The organism is Asaia bogorensis, from assembly GCF_900465345.1.
In the GTDB taxonomy this organism is placed as follows: Bacteria; Pseudomonadota; Alphaproteobacteria; order Acetobacterales; family Acetobacteraceae; genus Asaia; species Asaia bogorensis_A.
The window spans coordinates 32,253-50,990 of record NZ_UEGO01000033.1; the positions used below are offsets into that span (position 1 = coordinate 32,253).

14 protein-coding genes are annotated in these 18,738 nt (G+C 61.2%); 7 read left to right on the plus strand and 7 right to left on the minus strand.

The window, feature by feature from the left end; all coding sequences use genetic code 11:
- Positions 1–12: 12 nt before the first annotated feature.
- The gene (locus ED655_RS12575) at positions 13–705 is read right to left on the minus strand and encodes an amino acid ABC transporter ATP-binding protein (RefSeq protein ID WP_122050451.1); all 693 of its coding nucleotides are present in this window, start codon (positions 703–705) and stop codon (positions 13–15) included.
- Between the two features lie 70 nt (positions 706–775).
- A complete protein-coding gene (gene acnA, locus ED655_RS12580; RefSeq protein ID WP_122050452.1) occupies positions 776–3,469 on the minus strand; it encodes an aconitate hydratase AcnA in 2,694 nt (897 codons plus the stop codon).
- A 116-nt stretch (positions 3,470–3,585) separates the two neighbouring features.
- Here acnA and ccmA point away from each other — a divergent pair, with 116 nt between their 5' ends.
- The 3 genes from ccmA (at position 3,586) to ED655_RS12595 (ending at position 8,415) form a co-directional block, all read left to right on the plus strand.
- Positions 3,586–4,275, plus strand: a complete 690-nt coding sequence (ccmA, locus tag ED655_RS12585; protein ID WP_122050453.1) for a heme ABC exporter ATP-binding protein CcmA — start codon at positions 3,586–3,588, stop codon at positions 4,273–4,275.
- A complete protein-coding gene (ccmB, locus tag ED655_RS12590) occupies positions 4,266–4,937 on the plus strand; it encodes a heme exporter protein CcmB (RefSeq protein ID WP_122050454.1) in 672 nt (223 codons plus the stop codon). Before ccmA ends, ccmB begins: the two co-directional genes overlap by 10 nt.
- Positions 4,938–5,109: 172 nt before the next feature.
- The gene (locus ED655_RS12595; protein ID WP_122050455.1) at positions 5,110–8,415 is read left to right on the plus strand and encodes a S41 family peptidase; all 3,306 of its coding nucleotides are present in this window, start codon (positions 5,110–5,112) and stop codon (positions 8,413–8,415) included.
- Between the two features lie 351 nt (positions 8,416–8,766).
- On the opposite strand, the gene ED655_RS12600 is transcribed toward ED655_RS12595, so the two are convergent.
- Genes ED655_RS12600 through aroQ form a run of 4 tightly spaced genes read right to left on the minus strand, consistent with a single transcriptional unit; the run spans position 8,767 to position 11,638 of the window.
- On the minus strand, positions 8,767–9,336 hold the full coding sequence (locus tag ED655_RS12600; protein WP_122050456.1) for an NIPSNAP family protein: 570 nt from the start codon (positions 9,334–9,336) through the stop codon (positions 8,767–8,769).
- 21 nt (positions 9,337–9,357) lie between these two features.
- Positions 9,358–10,704 carry an acetyl-CoA carboxylase biotin carboxylase subunit gene (accC, locus tag ED655_RS12605; protein ID WP_062165080.1) on the minus strand — a complete coding sequence of 449 codons (1,347 nt, stop codon included), beginning with the start codon at positions 10,702–10,704 and terminating at the stop codon, positions 9,358–9,360.
- Positions 10,705–10,730: 26 nt separating this feature from the next.
- Positions 10,731–11,186 carry an acetyl-CoA carboxylase biotin carboxyl carrier protein gene (locus ED655_RS12610; protein ID WP_122050457.1) on the minus strand — a complete coding sequence of 152 codons (456 nt, stop codon included), beginning with the start codon at positions 11,184–11,186 and terminating at the stop codon, positions 10,731–10,733.
- Positions 11,183–11,638: a type II 3-dehydroquinate dehydratase gene (gene aroQ / locus ED655_RS12615; RefSeq protein ID WP_023979560.1), complete on the minus strand. Its 456-nt coding sequence runs from the start codon at positions 11,636–11,638 to the stop codon at positions 11,183–11,185. Before aroQ ends, ED655_RS12610 begins: the two co-directional genes overlap by 4 nt.
- Before the next feature lie 325 nt (positions 11,639–11,963).
- On the opposite strand from aroQ, the gene ED655_RS12620 reads away from it, so the two are divergent.
- Positions 11,964–12,608, plus strand: coding sequence for a septal ring lytic transglycosylase RlpA family protein (locus tag ED655_RS12620; protein ID WP_122050458.1), 645 nt, complete (start codon positions 11,964–11,966; stop codon positions 12,606–12,608).
- 131 nt (positions 12,609–12,739) lie between these two features.
- Here ED655_RS12620 and ED655_RS12625 read toward each other — a convergent pair whose 3' ends face one another.
- The gene (locus ED655_RS12625; protein WP_122050518.1) at positions 12,740–13,708 is read right to left on the minus strand and encodes a YihY/virulence factor BrkB family protein; all 969 of its coding nucleotides are present in this window, start codon (positions 13,706–13,708) and stop codon (positions 12,740–12,742) included.
- Positions 13,709–14,330: 622 nt separating this feature from the next.
- Here ED655_RS12625 and ED655_RS12630 point away from each other — a divergent pair.
- The 3 genes from ED655_RS12630 (at position 14,331) to ED655_RS12640 (ending at position 18,737) form a co-directional block, all read left to right on the plus strand.
- Positions 14,331–15,464, plus strand: coding sequence for a type III PLP-dependent enzyme (locus tag ED655_RS12630; protein ID WP_023979557.1), 1,134 nt, complete (start codon positions 14,331–14,333; stop codon positions 15,462–15,464).
- A 293-nt stretch (positions 15,465–15,757) separates the two neighbouring features.
- Positions 15,758–16,864 carry a P1 family peptidase gene (locus ED655_RS12635; protein WP_122050459.1) on the plus strand — a complete coding sequence of 369 codons (1,107 nt, stop codon included), beginning with the start codon at positions 15,758–15,760 and terminating at the stop codon, positions 16,862–16,864.
- Between the two features lie 220 nt (positions 16,865–17,084).
- Positions 17,085–18,737 (plus strand): NAD-dependent malic enzyme, encoded by a 1,653-nt coding sequence (locus ED655_RS12640; protein WP_122050519.1) that lies wholly within the window; start codon positions 17,085–17,087, stop codon positions 18,735–18,737.
- Position 18,738: the final 1 nt, after the last annotated feature.

Sequence of the window (18,738 nt, forward strand, 5' to 3'; positions counted from 1 at the left end):
CGATGCGGGCCATCACAGCAGTGACCTCAGGAAGCGGCGCGTTCTGGCATCTTCGGGAGCCGCAAAGACTTCTTCAGGATCGCCGCTTTCGATGATGCGGCCCCCCTCGACATACAGCACGCGGTTCGACGCCGCACGGGCAAAGCGCATATCGTGCGTCACGACGATCTGGGTCATGCCCTCCTCGTCCAGTTTGCGCATGACCTGCAAAACTTCTTCTGCCAGTTCGGGGTCCAGCGCAGAGGTCGGCTCGTCATAGAGCATGATGGCCGGTTTCATGGCCAGGGCGCGGGCAATGGCCGCACGCTGCTGCTGACCGCCAGACAGTGTCGAGGGATAACGGTCAGCCAGACCATCGAGCCCGACCTTCGCCAGCAGACCACGCGCCAGCGGCGCGATATCGCCAGTTGCCATGCCTTTAACCGCCCGTGGCGCCAGCATGACATTGTCCAGAACCGTGCGATGGGGAAACAGGTTGAACGACTGGAAAACCATGCCGACATGGGCACGCAGCTTATGGGCACGACGCTCCTGGGCGCGGTTCCAACCCTGACCGGCGACCGTGTCGATTTCGATATCCCGTATCCGGATCGTTCCGGAATCGGGTATCTCAAGAAAATTGAGACAGCGGAGAAAGGTCGATTTCCCGCAGCCCGAAGGCCCGATGATGGAAATCAGGTCACCACGCCTAACGCGAAGCGACATGTCGTGCAGCACGACATGTCGCCCAAAGCTCTTGGTGATGTTTCTGGCGTCGAGAACGGTCTCGGCGTGATCAGTCAGTTTCGGTCATCCCGCGCAGCACATAAGGGAGAATCCCTCCATGCCTGTAATAGGCGACTTCATCAAGCGTATCGATGCGGCAAAGAAGTTCGACCTGCTCGGTCTCGCCGCTGGCGCGGGTGATGGTCATGGGTACGGTCATACGCGGGGTAATGGACTCGAGCCCACCCAGTGAGATCGTTTCAGTGCCATCCAGCCCCAGCGTCTTGCGCGTCGTGCCCTCACGGAACGTCAGAGGCAGAACGCCCATGCCCACGAGATTGGAACGATGGATACGCTCGAAGCTCTCTGCAATCACGGCCTTGATGCCCAGCAGATTCGTGCCCTTGGCAGCCCAGTCACGCGAGGAGCCCATGCCGTATTCACGCCCGCCAATCACGACCAGAGGCGTGCCATCCTGCTGATAGCGATGCGCCACGTCATAGATCGACGCCACCGTGCCATCAGGCAGGTATTTCGACATGCCGCCCTCGACGCCCGGAAGCATCTCGTTGCGGATACGGATATTGGCAAAGGTGCCACGCACCATCACGCGGTCATTGCCACGGCGCGACCCGTAGGAATTGTAATCCGCAACCGCCACCTGATGCTCGCTCAGGAACTTGCCCGCCGGGGAAGACGGCTTGATGGCGCCTGCCGGTGAGATGTGGTCGGTCGTGATGTTGTCGCCCAGCAGTGCAAGAATACGCGCATTTTCGATGTCATGCGTCTCGCCCGGTTCCTTGGTCAGCCCTTCGAAATAGGGCGGCTTCTGGATATAGGTCGAGCTGTCCGACCACGCGAAGGTACGGGCGTCGCTGGCTACGGCCAGAGCCTGCCACTGCTTCGTGCCCTTCGAGATGCTGCCATAACGCTCGACAAAGCTCTCACGCGTGACGGAGGACTTGATGAGCGCTGCGATCTCTTCATTGCTCGGCCAGATATCGCGCAGGAAGATTTCCTTGCCATCTTTCGAAATGCCGAGAGGCTCTTTCGTGATGTCCTTGCGCAGGGTGCCAAGTAGGGCATAGGCCACAACAAGCGGCGGGCTGGCGAGGTAGTTGGCGCGCACGTTGGGCGAGATGCGCCCTTCGAAGTTACGGTTACCCGAAAGCACCGACGTCGCCACCAGACCATTGCCTTCGATCGCATCCACGATCGGCTGGGCGATGGGACCTGAATTGCCGATACAGGTGGTACAGCCATAACCGACCGTCTCGAAGCCGAGCGCGTCGAGATCGGCGCTGAGCCCGGCCTTGTCGAGATAATCCGTCACCACCTGCGAGCCGGGTGCCAGCGAGGTCTTGACCCAGGGCTTGGGCTTGAGACCGAGCGCACGGGCCTTGCGTGCCACCAGACCCGCCGCCACCAGAACCGCCGGATTGGAGGTATTGGTGCAGGACGTGATAGCGGCAATCACCACATCGCCATGACCGATATCGTAATCCGACCCGGCCACGATGGCGCGCTTGCGCACGTCGTCAGGCTTTACGCCCAGCGTGGTGGTCAAAGCTTCCTCGAAAGCCGCCGTCGCATTGGTCAGCGCAACGCGATCCTGCGGACGCTTCGGGCCAGCCAGTGAGGGGATGATGGTCGAAAGATCGAGCGACAGAACCTTCGAGAACACAGGCTCAGGCGTATCGGCATCGCGGAACATGCCCTGGGCGCGCAGATAGGCCTCGGTGAGACGGATGCGATGCTCGTCGCGTCCTGTCTGGTGCAGATAATCCAGCGTCAGCGCATCGACCGGGAAGAACCCGCAGGTTGCGCCATATTCGGGCGCCATATTGGCGATGGTCGAGCGATCAGCCACGGGCAGATGATCAAGGGCAGGACCGAAGAACTCAACGAACTTACCAACCACGCCCTCGGCGCGCAGCATTTCGGTGATCGTCAGCACGAGATCGGTCGCGGTCGCGCCCTCAGGCAGAACGCCCTCAAGACGCACGCCAATCACATCCGGGATCAGCATGGCAATAGGCTGGCCGAGCATGGCAGCCTCGGCCTCGATGCCGCCCACACCCCAGCCGAGCACGCCCATACCATTCACCATGGTGGTGTGGCTGTCCGTACCATAAAGCGTATCGGGATAGGCGTAGTCCTTGCCATCGACCTTTCCGGTCCAGACGGCCTGCGCCAGATATTCGAGATTGACCTGATGGCAGATGCCCGCACCAGGCGGCACAACGCGGAAGTTCTCGAATGCGCCTTGGCCCCAGCGCAGGAAGGCATAACGCTCGCCATTGCGCTCGAACTCGATCTCGACATTGCGTTCCAGCGCATCGGCGCTGCCCGCGACATCCACCATGACCGAGTGATCGATCACGAGATCGACCGGCACCAGCGGGTTCACCTTCTCCGGGTCGCCATCAAGGGCAATGATGCCGTCGCGCATGGCAGCGAGATCGACCACGGCCGGAACGCCGGTGAAATCCTGCATGAGGATACGCGCCGGTTTGAAGGGCACTTCCTGATCCGAATGGCCCTTTGCCGTCCAGTCGACAATGGCCTGCGCATCTTCAGTGCGATAGCTCAGCCCGTCCTCGAAACGCAGAACGTTCTCGAGAAGAACCTTGAGGCTGACCGGCAGGCGGGACAGATTGCCCAGCTTGGCCGCCGCCTCTGGCAGGGAGAAGATGTGGTACTTTCGGCCATCAACCTCCAGATCCCGCATCACGCCCAGGGAATCCCGTCCAACGGTTCTCATGGCTTGTCCTCCTGCCTTGTCAACTGGCCCTCAAGGGCTGAGCCTTCTATACAGTCTCGACCCTTATTCGCACAGAGTCGAATAAAACTCTCTCAGGAAGATGTTATTTCCGCACAATGTCAGGTTTTCCCTCGCCTCCAGCGCCCTGGCTCAGTTTGCATGACGTAACCGTGATACGCGGCGATCGTCTGGTGCTGGATGGACTCAGCCTGTCGCTCGCGCCAGGTGAGGCTATCCTGCTCACGGGTCCGAACGGTGCGGGCAAATCGACCCTGCTCCGTTTTCTGGCCGGACTCTGCCCCGCACAGGGTGGTCAGGTCACCTGGAATGGCGAGACAAGGTCAGCCGACAGGCTCGATCCGACACAGGCTCTGGATATCGCGTATCTCGGCCATCAGGATGCGCTCAAGCCTGCCCTTACCCTGCGTCAGAACCTGAGCCTTGAGGCCGGGTTATTTGGGACACGAACAACAAAAGGGGACGAGGGTGCAGCGCTGGATCAGGCTCTCGACCTCCTTGGCCTGACAACGCTGGCTGATCTGCCGACGCGCCTTCTTTCGGCAGGCCAGAAAAGACGCGGCGCTTTCGCCCGCCTCCTTCTGCGCCATGCGCCCCTCTGGTTGCTGGATGAACCGAGCCTCGGGCTGGATGCACATGCCGTCGAAACACTCGGGCATGTGATGGCCCGGCATCGTGCCCAGGGTGGCATGATCATCGCCACAACCCATGTTCCCCTGCCCCTGACCGATGCCATGACCCTCGCTCTCACTCCCACGGCTTTTCAGGGGAGTGACCCATGCTGGTGAGCGCTTTCCTCTCCCTCATCCGGCGCGACCTGTCTCTTGCCGTGCGCTTTGGGGCCGACACGCTCGCGGCTGTTCTTTTCTTCGTGCTCTGTGCCAGCCTCTTTCCGCTGGCGCTTGGACCATCGCCGGTTCTGCTTCACCGCATGGCCCCAGGCATTATCTGGGTCTGCGCGCTGCTGGCCAGCCTGTTGCCGCTCGACCGGCTTTTTGGTGCCGAACTTGATGATGGCGGCCTCGATCACCTCCTGCTTCTGGGCCTGCCCCCTTCGCTGGTGGCGCTTGCCAAGATCATCGCGCACTGGCTGACAACCGGCGTGCCCCTGCTCGTTGCGGCCGGCCCTCTTACACTCATGCTGGGGGGCACGCCGGGCGATATCCTGCCACTGCTTGCCGGGCTCGTGCCGGGCACGGCGCTGCTTTCGCTTCTGGGGGGAATGGCGGCGGGGCTCGTGCTGGGCGCGCGCCGTGGCAGCATCCTGCTGCCGCTTCTGACCCTGCCCCTCGCCTCACCTGTGCTGATCTTTGGCGCAGCCGCCGCCGATGCGGCGGCCAATGGTCAGAGCAACAGGGTGGAGCTGAGCATACTTGGCGCCTTTCTGGCGCTGGCACTGCCTTTGTGCCCCCTGGCGGCGGGGAGCGGATTACGCGCCGCTACCAGCTGAGGCCCCTCCCGATGCCGTTTCCTGCGCCGTACCGTTCCTTCTCTGCACCCGGATACAGGCCATAAGGCTTGCGTTTGGGGACACTTCACAGTTTCTATTTGCAACCCCGTCGAGGTGAGGCTTCCGCGCCACGCTCCCGCATCACAGAATTTCGTTGCTCCAGAAGGTGTTCATGCGTCTCTCCTCCCTTCTCGCCAGTACCGCTATTGCCAGCCTGACCCTGCTTGGCCTTGCCTCGCCTCCGGCTCAGGCTGCGCCCGGCTATCTGCGTGATCCCGCGCTGTCAGGCACGACCCTTGTTTTCGATGACGAGCAATCGGTGTGGAGCGCCCCTTTGCAGGGCGGCAACGCAACGCGCCTGACCGCACCAATCGGCACGGATCCGCATCCCATTCTCTCACCGGATGGCAAGCAGGTCGCCTTTCTGGCCAATTATGACGGCCCGCAGGAAATCTATGCCATGCCGGTCGAAGGGGGGACGGCCAGGCGCGTCACCTTCGAGAACCAGAATGTCATGCCCATTGGCTGGGACAGAAAGGCGGGTATTCTTTACAGTTCTGCTCCCGCGACGGGCCCGGGACTGAGCCGCGTGGTAAGCGCGATCCTTCCCGTAAGCGGCACGAAGCGCACCTACCCTCTGGCCGATGCCAATGACGCTGCCCTGAGCGCTGACGGACAATGGCTTTATTTTGTCCGTTTCGGCACGGCCGTCTCCCATGATCACCTCAGGCTGTATCGCGGCGGGGCTGTGGCGCAACTTTGGCGCTATCGCCTCAAGGGCGGCGGTGAAGCCGAACGTCTGGGGCCGCAAAACGTCAATCTGCGCCGCCCGATGCTCTGGAAAGACCGGCTGATCGTCATCAGCGACCAGAGCGGCCGCGACAATCTCTGGAGCTATGCGCTGGATGGCACGGATGGCCATCCGCTCACGCAACATGATGATTTCGGCATCAGACAGGCCAGCCTGAGCGGCCACGATGTGGTTTATCAGCGCGGAGCCGATCTCTATCACTTCGACCTCGATACCGGCGCCGAGACGCTCATTCCCGTTGATGTTATCAGTGACAATGCGGCGCGGCGGCCTCAGTGGCTTGATAATCCTTTCCCCTATCTGACCGATATCGATCTCGCGCCCAACGGCAAGCAGGTCGCCCTGACCCTGCGTGGTCACGTGGCGCTCGCCAGCGCGGGGCCGCAAAGACGCATCACGCTGGCAACCGCAGCGAGCACACGGTTGCGTCATGCCAGCCTCTCCCCTGACAGCAAGACGCTTTATGCATTCAGTGACAAGGGCGGGGAATCCGAGCTCTGGGCATTTCCGGCCACGGGAGGAGCAGAAGGCACGGCCCTGACCCATGCCAGCAAGAGCGAGCCTACCGGGCTCTGGGTGTCGCCCGATGGCACCCATATCGCTCATACCGATCTTGCCGGGCATCTGTATGTTCTGGACGTTGCGACACGCACCGACAAACTCATCGACGATGCTCGTCTCGACGGGCAGAGCGATTATGAGTCGGTGGTCTGGTCCCATGATGGCCGGGCGCTGGCCTTTACACGGGCGCGGGGGGATAATGTCCGGCGCCAGATCGCACTTTATCCTCTCGAAACAGGGGTCACGCTCTGGGCCACGACGCCGGACTACGATTCCTATGCGCCGCGCTTCAGCCCGGATGGTCACTTCCTGTGGTTCCTGTCCGACAGGCTTTTCAAGCTGAGCAATGGCAGCCCCTGGGGGGATCGCAACCCCGCACCCGTGTTCGGGCCTCGTACGGGAATTTTCGCGCTGGCCCTGCACAAGAGCGCGCGTTTCCCCTTTGCACCGCACAATGAACTCGAACCGGCAGCCCCGACCAAGCCCCCCGAGAAGCCAGCCGCGCCGTCGAACGCCAAGACCCCGGTTTTCGACCCCGACGGTCTGGCCGCACGCCTGTATCAACTGCCCGTCCCGGCGGCGGATTACAGCCAGATCGAGATCGCACCTGACTATCTCTACCTGCTGGCAAGAAAGCCGGACGACCTGACAGCCAAGAACGACGGAATGACGCTGTATTCCGTCAAGGTGACCCGTGACGAGATCAAGCCCAAGGTCTTTGCAGCAGATCTCAGGGATTTCAGCCTGACACCGGACGGCAAGACACTCATGCTGGTCTCCGGCAAGGAAAAGCAGCGACCCAAGATCCAGCTTGTCCCGGCAGGCGCGACGCTGGGTGATGCTGGAGGGCCGGAGTCACAGGTCAGTCTCGACGGCCTGCGACTGCGCATCGACCCCGGTGCGGAATGGCAGGACATGTTCACCGATGCGTGGCGTCTGCATCGTGACCATTTTTATGACCCTGCACTGCATGGCGTGGACTGGAACAGTATTCGCGAACGCTACCGGCCGCTTCTGGCCCGCATAGGTGACCGCTCGGATCTGGACGATCTGCTCGGCCAGATGATGGGTGAACTCAATGCGCTTCACTCGCAGCTTCGCCCTGCCGAAACCACAACCCGCGACAATGAAACCCTGATTGCCGGCCTTGGTGCCCATCTGACACGCCAGCCGGGCGGCTTTCTGATTGATCGCATCTACACGGGCAACCCGGATCTTCCGCAGGATCGCGCGCCGCTGGCGGCACCGGATGTCGATGCGCAGCCGGGTGATCTGATTGTCTCCCTCAACGGTCAAAGCCTGGCCGACCTGCCGGATCTGTCTTCGTTGCTCGCCAATCAGGCGGGCAAGCAGGTGCTTCTGACGCTCAAACGCAAGGACAGGCAGTTCCAGACCATCGTCACGCCTGTGTCCGCCAAGCAGGAGATGAGTCTGCGTCTGCGTGCCTGGGAAAGCGAGCGCGCCACGCGTGTCGAAAAGGACAGCCACGGGCGGATAGGCTACCTGCACCTGCGCGCCATGGGCCCGGATGATATTGCAGCGTTCACGCGCGATTTCTATGCCCAGACCGATAAGGACGGGCTGATTATCGATGTTCGTCGCAATCTGGGTGGCAATATCGATTCCTGGGTGCTTTCGCAGCTGTTACGCAAGGTCTGGATGTTCTGGTCCGACCACGGCAAGGCATCGCAAGGCAACATGCAACAGGCCTTCAGGGGGCATATCGTTGTTCTGTGCGATGAATTCACCTACTCGGATGGCGAGACCTTCTCGCAAGGCGTGAAGGCGCTCGGCATCGGGCCGTTGATTGGCATGCGCACAGCCGGAGCGGGCGTATGGCTTTCAGACTCCGACCGTCTGGCCGATAACGGCCTGCCCCGGACTGCACAGCATCCCTATTTCGACATGAAGGGCCATTGGCTTGTCGAGAACCACGGCGTGGAGCCCGACATTGCCGTCGAGAACATGCCGGTCGCGACCTTCAACGGTCAGGACCAGCAACTCGACAAGGCGTTGGAAACCCTGAACGGGCTGCTGCAAAAGCAGCCCATTACCCCAATGGCGGCTGAGGGCTTCTCGGGCGCCGCGGAAGCTTTGCCGCACTGACTGCGATCCTGTCTCCCACCTTCGAGCGGGGGACAGGATACTGGCCTGCCGACGCCGGTCATGCAGACAGCCTGATCCCGGCGGTCGGGCGATATGTTTTCGCAGAGCGATATCGCCCCCGGTGCTAGAGGAGACCGGACAAGCCGGATCGAAGGAATGGGCGCATTTGACCGACACCCGGTCTGTACCCTTGGCAAGTACCCTGCGATTCGAGAGATTTGCTGGCGCAACAATCTGGCCACTCAGCCGAACGGACCCGTCACCGTTGGTCCCTGCCCAGGATGGAACGACATCCCTTCCCGCGCTTCGGTCATCCGACGCGCTGGGCGTTAAGCCCCAACGGCGTTACCGCTAACGGCTCGGCGAGAAAGCCACTGGCGTCAGGATGCTGCTTTGCATGGTGCCGAGCAGGGGCAGGATATTTTTTGGCGGCCATGCACCACTTTCCACCGCCAGCTTCCGCTTGGCAGCACGGTCAGCGAGATCGGCATAGGGCCAGATGTGAAGGAGGCGTGATGCGCCCTGGGAGGCGGTCATGACGGCATAGGCGGGGGAGATTTCGGCCCGCGCGGGGGTCGAGGCCTCCATCAGACCGACGACCTGCGCCTCGCACCCGTCCAGGATATCATAGAGACGCCATTCATAGGCACCGCCATGCGTGCCGGGCTGCGGGGACGTTCCAGCGTGGAGCGTCCATTCCTGCTGCACAATGCCCTGCACGCCGTGATCAGAGCCGGGCCACACGATGTCGTCCGGCAGCTTCTCGAACATGACGACAACCTGATTCAGGATGCCCAGTTCGGTTGTCCAGCATCCAAGGAAACCGGCACGCCCCACAAGTGGCGCCTCAAGCGCGGCGACAACCTGAGGAACGCTGCCCGAGCGGCAGGTGAGAACAAAGGTTTCAACACATACCGACATCGGGGCTTTTCCTTGCGCTTCTTACTTCTTGAGTGAGTCGACGAATTTTTCCAGCCAGTGAATCGTGTAGTCACCCTTCTGGAACTGCGGGTCCGCCAGAATCTTGCGATGCAGCGGAATGACCGTTTTTACGCCATCGACCACACATTCATCCAGCGCACGCATCATGCGGGCAATGGCTTCCGCACGGGTCGGCGCATGGACAATGAGCTTGGCAATCATGCTGTCGTAGTAAGGGGGCACGCGATAACCCGCATAGATGGCGCTATCGATGCGCACACCCAGCCCGCCTGGTGCATGGAACACCTTGATCGTGCCCGGGTTAGGCATGAACGTCTCGGGGTCTTCAGCATTGATGCGGCACTCGATGGCATGACCGCTGAACGTGATGTCCGACTGCTCGTAACCGAGGGCTTCGCCAGCCGCGACACGGATCTGCTCACGTACCAGATCGACATCGCAGACCATCTCGGTCACCGGATGCTCGACCTGCAGACGCGTATTCATCTCGATGAAGCAGAACTGGCCGTCCTGATACAGGAATTCGAGCGTACCGGCATTGCGATAGCCCATCTTCTTCAACGCTGACGTTGCGGTGGCGCCAATCGCGTCACGCTCTTCGGCGGTCAGAACGGGTGAGCCAGCCTCTTCCAGGAGCTTCTGGTGGCGACGCTGCAGCGAGCAGTCACGCTCGCCGAAATGCACGACATTGCCATGCGTGTCGGCCATGATCTGCAGCTCGATATGACGCGGCTTGTCGAGATATTTCTCGAGATAGACCTCGTCATTACCAAACGCTGCGCGTGCCTCGGTACGAGCAACCGACCAGGCTTCCTCGATCTCATCCTCGGTCTGAGCGACCTTCATGCCGCGACCACCGCCACCGGCGGCGGCCTTGATCAGCACAGGATAGCCGACCTTTGCGGCAACTTCCCGCGCTGCTGCCAGATCGCGCAAGGCACCATCAGAGCCAGGCACAAGCGGCACACCAAGCTCACGCATAGTGGTCTTGGCCATGATCTTGTCACCCATCGTACGGATATGATGGGCGGTCGGGCCGATGAACACGAAGCCATGCTCCTCGACCGTCTCGGCAAAATCGGCATTCTCGGACAGGAAGCCATACCCCGGATGAATGGCTTCTGCCCCGGTGATGGTCGCTGCGGAGAGGATGGCCGCTACGTTCAGATAGGATTCGCGCGACGAAGGCGGGCCGATGCAGACCGCCTCATCCGCCAGTCGGACATGCATGGCATCGGCATCGGCCGTGGAATGCACGGCAACCGTTGCAATGCCCAGTTCACGGCAGGCGCGCAGGATGCGAAGCGCGATTTCGCCGCGATTGGCGATCAGGATCTTGGAAAACATCAGGCCCCAGACTCAGTCAGTAATGCTTATTCTATGATGGCGAGCGCTTCGCCGAATTCAACCGGGTCACCGCTGGAAACCAGGATACGCTTCAATGTGCCGCCACGCGGCGCCTTGATCTGATTGAAGGTCTTCATGGCCTCGATCAGCATCAGGGTCTGACCGGCTGTCACGGCCTGACCTTCCTGCACGAAGGGCGGTGCCGATGGATCGGGCGCCAGATAGGCAATACCGACCATCGGGCTGTTGACGGCACCGGGGTGGCTTGCGGCATCGACCGGCGCAGCAGCCGGAGCAGGCGCTGCAACCGGTGCTGCGGCAACAGGGGCCGCGCCCATAGCGTGCACAACCTGACCACCGGCATTGCGGGCCACACGAATGCGGCTGTCCTTTTCCGCGACCTCGATCTCGGTCAGTCCGGTTTCGGTCAGAATATCAGCCAATGCCCGGATGGCATCCGCGTCCACGAGCATACGGCTCATCGTTCGTCCTCGTCTTCAATCATGTCATAGAGTGCACGCAATGCCATGGCATAGCCACGCACACCAAACCCGCAGATTACGCCAATTGCGGCCTGGGAGGTATAGGTGTGGTGACGAAAGGCATCGCGGCGATGGATATTGGAGATATGAACCTCCACCGTCGGCAGACCGGTGGCCAGCAGCGCATCGAGCAGAGCGATGGAGGTATGGCCATAGGCCGCTGGATTGATCACGATGCCACGCGCCCTTCCCCGGCATTCCTGGATCCAGGAAACCAGTTCACCCTCGATATTCGTCTGACGAAAATCGATGGCGACGTCGAGTTGCTCGGCTGCCTGGATACAAACCTGTTCAAGGTCGTCCAGCGTCGCATGACCGTAGATTTCCGGCTGGCGCATACCAAGCATGTTGAGGTTGGGGCCGTTGAGCACGGCAATCATCGGGCGAATCATGAAAGGAGCCCGTAGCACTTTCGCATGGGGCATAAAAGCCTTAGCGTACCGCCGAGCCGGTTTACGCCTCATTCCTGCCCTGTTTATAGGCTCACTTGCCACAAAGGAGACAGACAGGCACCTGTTTCACGGTGATGATGCGGTACAGGAGCCCTGCCCCGCCTCAGGATTTCGTGATCGAGCCGGTCTGTGATACACACGTCGTTCGCCGCCTCGGCTTGTCGGGGCAATCGTTCGTTCGGAGTAACTGGGCAAAAGGCTGTACGCTGTCGTGACATCAATCAAAAGCAGAAAACTCGCTTTCAGTTCCACGGAACGCTGCAAGATGCGTCTCCGCGCCCGAATCGGCGGTATCGCTCTGCTTTGCACAGTGCTCGCACCGAAACATGCAGCCCATGCCGCCGCAAATGCACAGCCCGAACAACTTATCCAAGGCACCCCGGATCACGCGCCCTGGGCTTCCTCGGTACGCCTGGCCCTCGCCAAGCGCGCCCATCGTATTGCCTTAGCGAGCCATAATGTTCTGGCCTGGTCGGAACACGGGGTTGCAAGCTGGTATGGTCGACGTCTGGCCGGCCACCGCACCAGCAGCGGTGAGCGCCTTGACAGTCATGCCCTGACCGCAGCCCATCCGACCCTGCCCATGGGGTCAAAGGTTCTTGTACAGAATGAGGATACAGGGCGATCAGTCATCGTCACGGTCAATGATCGGGGCCCTTTCAATAGCCGCATCATCGACCTCTCTCATGCAGCGGCCGCAGAAATTGGCATGCTGGGCAGTGGCACGGCACATGTGAAGATTGCACCGATCCCTGCCGGATCTCCAATCAAGGAAGATGAACCTATCGAAGTCGCCGAAGCCGAAGCTGACGACACCAATGCACAGGCACTGGACGCCGTAACGCCTGTCATGACGCATCATGAAGCCAAGGCAGCCACACCGCACCACGTTCGGCACCACCACAAATAAGTCCGTATCACCCCCGGGAAAAACTGGCCGGTCTCTGCCGGCTCTACACCGCAGGGCGACAGATCGAAACAGCGAAGGCGTCAGGAATCCCTGACGCCTTTTTTCGTACCGCCAGAACCAGAGCCTTGCACTCAGGCTTCGGTTTGCGCCGTTGCAGGTTCCGTTTCTTCCTGTACACGGGTGATGCCAGGGACTTTGGGGTTGAAACCTTTCATCCGGTCCTCAAGCCCTGCGTTGAGCTCCGCCCCGAACAACACGACATAGGTGCCCACGAAGAACCACATCATGATGGCAGCCACCGCACCAAGGGGGCCATAGGTCGAGCCATAACTCGCAAAATGACTGACATAATAAGAGAAGGCCAGAGACGTCAGTACCCACAGGAAAGTGGCGATCAGCGAGCCAGGAACAATCCAGCGCCAGTCAGGCTTGTCGCGGCAGGGCCCATACCGGAACAGCAGCGATACGGCGATGAAGACAAACAGGAGCATCAGGGCCGGTGCGCCAAAATGCACGATATAACGCGTGCTGTAGCTCATCAGATAATCAGTGAGATACAGGATTTCCGGCGGGAGGTTGCGCAAACCAAACCGGTTGAGCAGATCGGGCAGGTAATCAATCAGCGCCGGGAAAGCCACCATGAGTGCGAGCGTCATGCACGCGCCGACAACGGCGCCAAACGTCACGCCCAGGGCCAGAAACTGAAACCTGAAAAAACCGCGTGTCTCCAGAACATCATAGGCAAGATTGAGCGCCGACAGCACAGATTTGGTGCTGGCTGATGCGGACCATAACGCTATGGCCGTGGAAAATATCAGACCGACAGTCAGTGACGAATGGGGCTGGGCGATAAGTGTGTGAATCTGCGAAGCAATCAGGTCAAACGCGGTCGGCGGAAGCAGATTGCGCAACACATTCAATTGCGGCTCGACCGTCTGCAGATCAAAGATCAGCCCATAGACCGAAATCAGGGACGAGATCGCCGGAAACAGGGAGAGCGTGGCGTAGAAGGCGCAACCTGCGGCCGAGAGACTGGTCTGGCTGGAACCCAGATTGCTGAATGTCTGGCGCATGACCAGCTTCCATCCACCCAGCGGCATATGGATAGGGCTACGCGCACCCGTGCCAGGTGCTTCGCGGCCAAGCGCCTCATCCGAAACGTCATCCTGCGCAGCCGAGGCATTCTCTGCGGGCCCGGCCGAGACTGCAATGTGCGTTGCAGTCGTATCAAGCTCGGTCGGACGTGCTTCCCCAAGGGCACCGCCCGATTCTGCAGCAGCTCGCGACAACTGAGTTTTCTGGGTCGGTGACTCGTCCACTAATACTTCCTTCTATCAATGCGGCCCCGTTCCGCCTGATGAACACAGCATATGTCACCCGACGCACGGCACAGATTTACTGTCGGAATGACGCCCCGGCACGAGAAACGTTGCAGGCCCACCGACGTTGAAACGCGACAACTGCGGCCCCCATGTGAAAAATACAAGTCCGGCCCATTTTTTAGTTGCAACAGGGGGGCTTTGGTCCCATATGCGCCGCACGCAGCAACGCACGTGCCACTGGCCCTCTGTAGGTTACGCAACGACGTCAAGCGTTCTGGCAATCGGGCTGATCCTGCTCACTTTCATGAGCACTCAGCCTCGTCCTGATCGCCGGTCCGTTCGACCGTTTCGCAACAATTCCGCCCGTGCAGTTCCGGGCGGATTTCGGGAGGAGTGACTCATGACTCCGAAAATCGTCCGCTATCTTGCCGAGCAGCAGCCGGCAACCCCCTGCCTCGTGGTCGATGTCGATCATGTCGAGGCACGCTATCATGCCCTGCGTGATGCCCTGCCGCTTGCGCAGATCTATTACGCCGTCAAAGCCAACCCGGCTGCCCCGATCCTTGAGCGCCTCGTGCGTCTGGGCTCCTCTTTCGACGCGGCCTCCATTGGTGAAATCCACCAGTGCCTTACCGCTGGCGCACAGCCCAGCCAGATTTCGTTTGGCAACACCGTCAAGAAGGTCTCGTCCATTCGCGAGGCGTTCGGTCTTGGCGTCGACCTGTTCGTTTTCGACAGCGAGGAAGAGCTGGCGAAGCTGGCTGAACACGCCCCCGGCTCGCGCGTTTTCTGCCGCCTTGCCGTCGAAAATGAAGGCGCTGACTGGCCGCTGTCGCGCAAGTTCGGCACCACGGTCAACCACGCCAGGGATCTGCTGCTGAAGTCGGTCGAGCTCGGCCTCGAGCCCTATGGCCTATCCTTCCATGTGGGTAGCCAGCAGACCAGCACGGCTGCCTATGAGGCGGCGATTGCCAAGGTTGCCATGCTGTTCACCGATCTCTCGGCGGCTGGCATCGACCTCAAGATGGTCAATCTCGGTGGCGGCTTCCCCGTGCGTTACCGCGACGACATTCCCGAGATCGAACAGTTCGGTCTGGCCATTGGTCGCGCCATGACCGAGCATTTCGGCAACGCCCTGCCGCAGATGCTGATTGAACCCGGCCGCTTCATGGTAGCTGAAGCCGGGGTCGTCTCGACCGAAGTCGTGCTTGTCAGCCGTCGTGGTGGCAAGGAGAGCGATCCGCGCTGGGTCTATCTCGATATCGGTCGTTTCGGCGGTCTGGCCGAGACCGAAGGCGAGGCCATCCGCTATCGTTTCCGCACCCCGCATGACGGTCTGCCCACGGGTGAGACGGTCGTTGCCGGCCCGAGCTGCGATGGCGTCGATATCATGTATGAGAAGAACCGCGTTCAGCTGCCACACGCCCTGAACTCGGGGGACCGTATCGAGCTGCTGACCACCGGCGCTTATGTCACCACCTACTGCTCCACCGGCTTCAACGGCTTTGCCCCGCTGAGCGAGCATTACATCTGAGCGCTTAATCAGGCCTTGGCTGGCGGCGGTCATGAACGCTGACCACCACCAGCTTCCTGTCTGAAGCCTTCAGGACCCGGTCTGTTGCGAAACGGAGAAAGCGCCTCTCGCTCCCCTACGGGACCGAAGGCGCTTTTTTCTTTTAGGCTGGATGATGTTTCCTCCGGAAGCCGCACCGCCTTGTGGTGCTGGCTAACTCACTGCGGGCCAGTGCAGGTCCTTCATTGCTCCCTTGCGCGTAATCGCTCTAGTTTGGCCCGCCCGAACCCGCATGTGCCCGAAGGACCCCCGCCATGAAACGCCGTGCTTTCTGCCTTGCCAGCCTGGCAGCGACAGCGCTTGCGAGCACACGCAAGACCCGCGCTGCGTCACACGGCCATGTGGGGCAATCCAACACACTCGCCGATGTTGCGGGCCTCAAGATCGGGCAGGCGCAGGACAGCGTGCGCCGCACTGGTGTGACCGTCATTCTGCCGGACCAGCCCGTACCCTGTGCTGTCGATGTGCGCGGCGGCGGTCCCGGCACGCGTGAAACCGACGCGCTGAATGGCTGGAATCTCGTCCATCGCATCGATGCCCTCACCCTCTCGGGCGGGTCGGTTTACGGCCTGGCCGCTGCCGATGGGGTGGCCGCATGGCTCGGCGCGCAGGGGCGTGGCTTTGCCATGCGCCGTGTTGCGGGTGTGCCCGTCTCACCCATCGTTCCAGCGGCCATCCTGTATGACCTTGATAATGGCGGAGACAAGAACTGGGGCGAAACCCCACCCTATCGGGCCCTCGGTATGCAGGCCGTGCGCGATGCGCAGCCCAACCTCAAACTTGGCACAATTGGCGCGGGATACGGTGCGACATCGGGCCGGCTCAAGGGGGGTATTGGTTCAGCCTCCTGGGTCACGGCCGATGGAATCACAGTTGCAGCCCTTGTTGCCGTCAACAGCCTTGGTGCCGTGACACCTCCGCACCAGCGTCAGTTCTGGGCCGCCCCTTTCGAGCAGGGGCAGGAGTTTGGCGGCCTTGGAATCTCCTCCGCCAACGTCGCCCCCGATGACTGGACCGGCACGAAACTCGACCCCGCCCCACGTGCCAACACGACTCTGGCCAGCATCGCCACGGATGCGACCCTCGACCAGGACGACCTCAAGCGCATTGCCATGATGGCACAGGATGGGCTCGCCCGGGCCATTCACCCCGTCCACTCGCCTTTCGATGGCGATACGATCTTCGCACTCTCAACGCAGCGCCGCACGATAAAGGACGAAGGGCGGGCTCTGATGGTGGCTCGTCTGGGCAGTATCGCCGCCGATGTGCTGGCCCGCGCCGTCGCGAGAGGGGTTTACACCGCAACGCGCCCACCGGGCATGAAAGTCGACCTGTGGTCGGACATACCGTCGCGCCAGTAATCACGCACCCTTAATCACGCACCGGTAATTCCACCCCGGCGCAACAGCCACCCTATTGGACCGACAACACAGAGGGCGGGGCAGGAAAACAATGCCGGGATAATAACGCTGCGATCACGTTAGCTCTATCAGGGCTCGCCACATGACTCAGCATATGTTTTTCTTCCTGCCCGCGATTTCTGGCGAAACCGCCCCGACCATTTTTTCCGGAGACAAGCCCATGACCAGAACGCTGTCTGTTGCGCTCTCGGGGCAGGATCTGCTCAACCATCCCTTCCTCAACAAGGGCCTCGCCTTTTCCAGCGAGGAGCGTGACGCTTTCGAGCTGCATGGCCTCCTGCCCAAAGCCGTCCAGACGCTGGACCAGCAGGTTGAGGCGGCGCTGAAATTCCTCGATGCCCTGCCCTCGCCTTTTGCACGCCATGTGCATCTGCGCGAATTGCAGGATACGAACGAAACGCTGTTCTACGCGCTGCTGACCCGCAAGATCGATGCCATGCTGCCGCTGGTCTATACCCCCACCGTAGGTGAAGCCTGTCAGCGTTTCTCCGAGATCTGGCGTCGTCCGCGCGGCCTGTTCCTGAGCTACCCCGAGCGCGAGTCGATGGAAGATATCCTCGACAACCCGGCCTATGACGATGTGCGTGTGATTGTCGTCACAGACGGTGAGCGTATCCTTGGCCTGGGCGATCAGGGCGCAGGCGGCATGGGTATCCCCATTGGCAAGCTGTCGCTCTACACCACCTGCGCGGGTATCTCGCCTGACCAGACTCTGCCGATCGTGCTCGATACCGGCACCAATAATCAGGATCTGCTGCAGAACCCGGCCTATATCGGCTGGCGTCACGAGCGCGTACGCGGCGCAGAATATGACGCCTTCATCGAGCGTTTCGTGACCGCCGTGCAGACACGCTGGCCCCATGTGGCCCTGCACTGGGAAGATTTCAGCGGCGCCAATGCGGCCCCCATTCTTGAGCGCTATCGCGACCGGCTCTGCACCTTCAATGATGACATCCAGGGCACGGCGGCCGTCACCACTGCCGCCATTCTAAGCGCCAATGCGGCCCATGACGGCAAGCTCAAGGACGAGACCATCGTCATGCTGGGCGCGGGCTCGGCGGGTGTGGGCATTGCCAAGCTGCTGCTTCAGGTCATGCTCGACGAGGGCGCGAGCGAGGAAAACGCGCTGGCCCGCTTCTACATGCTCGATCAGGACGGGCTGTTGCTGGACGGGCGCGAAGGGCTGACCGACGGTCAGGCGCTTTTTGCCCGCAAGGACTGGAAAGACCGCCCCACCGATTTCGAAAGTGTCATGCGCGAGTGCAAGGCCAGCATCCTGATTGGCGTGTCCGGCGTGAAGGGGCTGTTTACCGAGACCATCGTGCGCGAGATGAGCAAGACCTGCAAACGCCCGATCATCTTCCCCCTATCCAACCCGACCTCCCATTCCGAAGCGACCCCCGAGGACATCATGGCCTGGTCGGATGAGCGCGCACTGGTCAGCACGGGCAGCCCCTTTCCGCCGCTCGACCTGCATGGCCGCACCCATCGCGTGGACCAGACCAACAACGCCTATATCTTCCCCGGTCTCGGGCTCTGCCTGCTGGCCACCGGCGCGACCCGCGTGACGGATTCCATGTTCATGGCCGCAGCCCGCGGGCTTGCTTCGCTTTCACCGCTGCGCAGCAACCCCGATGGCAATCTGCTGCCGCCCGTCACGCAGCTGCGCAAGGTGGCTCTGGCCGTGGCCGAAGCCGCCGCCCGTCAGGCGCGTGAAGATGGCGTTTGCCCCTCTTTCAGCGATGACGAATTGCTTGAACGCATCCAGTCTCTGGTCTGGACGCCCGAATATTGTGCTTATGAGAAGATCTGAC

Bases quoted from the DNA above. Each gene is read 5' to 3' on its own strand.
- ED655_RS12575 (WP_122050451.1), bottom strand. From the start codon at position 705: ATGTCGCTTCGCGTTAGGCGTGGTGACCTGATTTCCATCATCGGGCCT.
- acnA (WP_122050452.1), bottom strand. From the start codon at position 3,469: ATGAGAACCGTTGGACGGGATTCCCTGGGCGTGATGCGGGATCTGGAG.
- ccmA (WP_122050453.1), top strand. From the start codon at position 3,586: ATGTCAGGTTTTCCCTCGCCTCCAGCGCCCTGGCTCAGTTTGCATGAC.
- ccmB (WP_122050454.1), top strand. From the start codon at position 4,266: ATGCTGGTGAGCGCTTTCCTCTCCCTCATCCGGCGCGACCTGTCTCTT.
- ED655_RS12595 (WP_122050455.1), top strand. From the start codon at position 5,110: ATGCGTCTCTCCTCCCTTCTCGCCAGTACCGCTATTGCCAGCCTGACC.
- ED655_RS12600 (WP_122050456.1), bottom strand. From the start codon at position 9,336: ATGTCGGTATGTGTTGAAACCTTTGTTCTCACCTGCCGCTCGGGCAGC.
- accC (WP_062165080.1), bottom strand. From the start codon at position 10,704: ATGTTTTCCAAGATCCTGATCGCCAATCGCGGCGAAATCGCGCTTCGC.
- ED655_RS12610 (WP_122050457.1), bottom strand. From the start codon at position 11,186: ATGAGCCGTATGCTCGTGGACGCGGATGCCATCCGGGCATTGGCTGAT.
- aroQ (WP_023979560.1), bottom strand. From the start codon at position 11,638: ATGATTCGCCCGATGATTGCCGTGCTCAACGGCCCCAACCTCAACATG.
- ED655_RS12620 (WP_122050458.1), top strand. From the start codon at position 11,964: ATGCGTCTCCGCGCCCGAATCGGCGGTATCGCTCTGCTTTGCACAGTG.
- ED655_RS12625 (WP_122050518.1), bottom strand. From the start codon at position 13,708: ATGCCGCTGGGTGGATGGAAGCTGGTCATGCGCCAGACATTCAGCAAT.
- ED655_RS12630 (WP_023979557.1), top strand. From the start codon at position 14,331: ATGACTCCGAAAATCGTCCGCTATCTTGCCGAGCAGCAGCCGGCAACC.
- ED655_RS12635 (WP_122050459.1), top strand. From the start codon at position 15,758: ATGAAACGCCGTGCTTTCTGCCTTGCCAGCCTGGCAGCGACAGCGCTT.
- ED655_RS12640 (WP_122050519.1), top strand. From the start codon at position 17,085: ATGACCAGAACGCTGTCTGTTGCGCTCTCGGGGCAGGATCTGCTCAAC.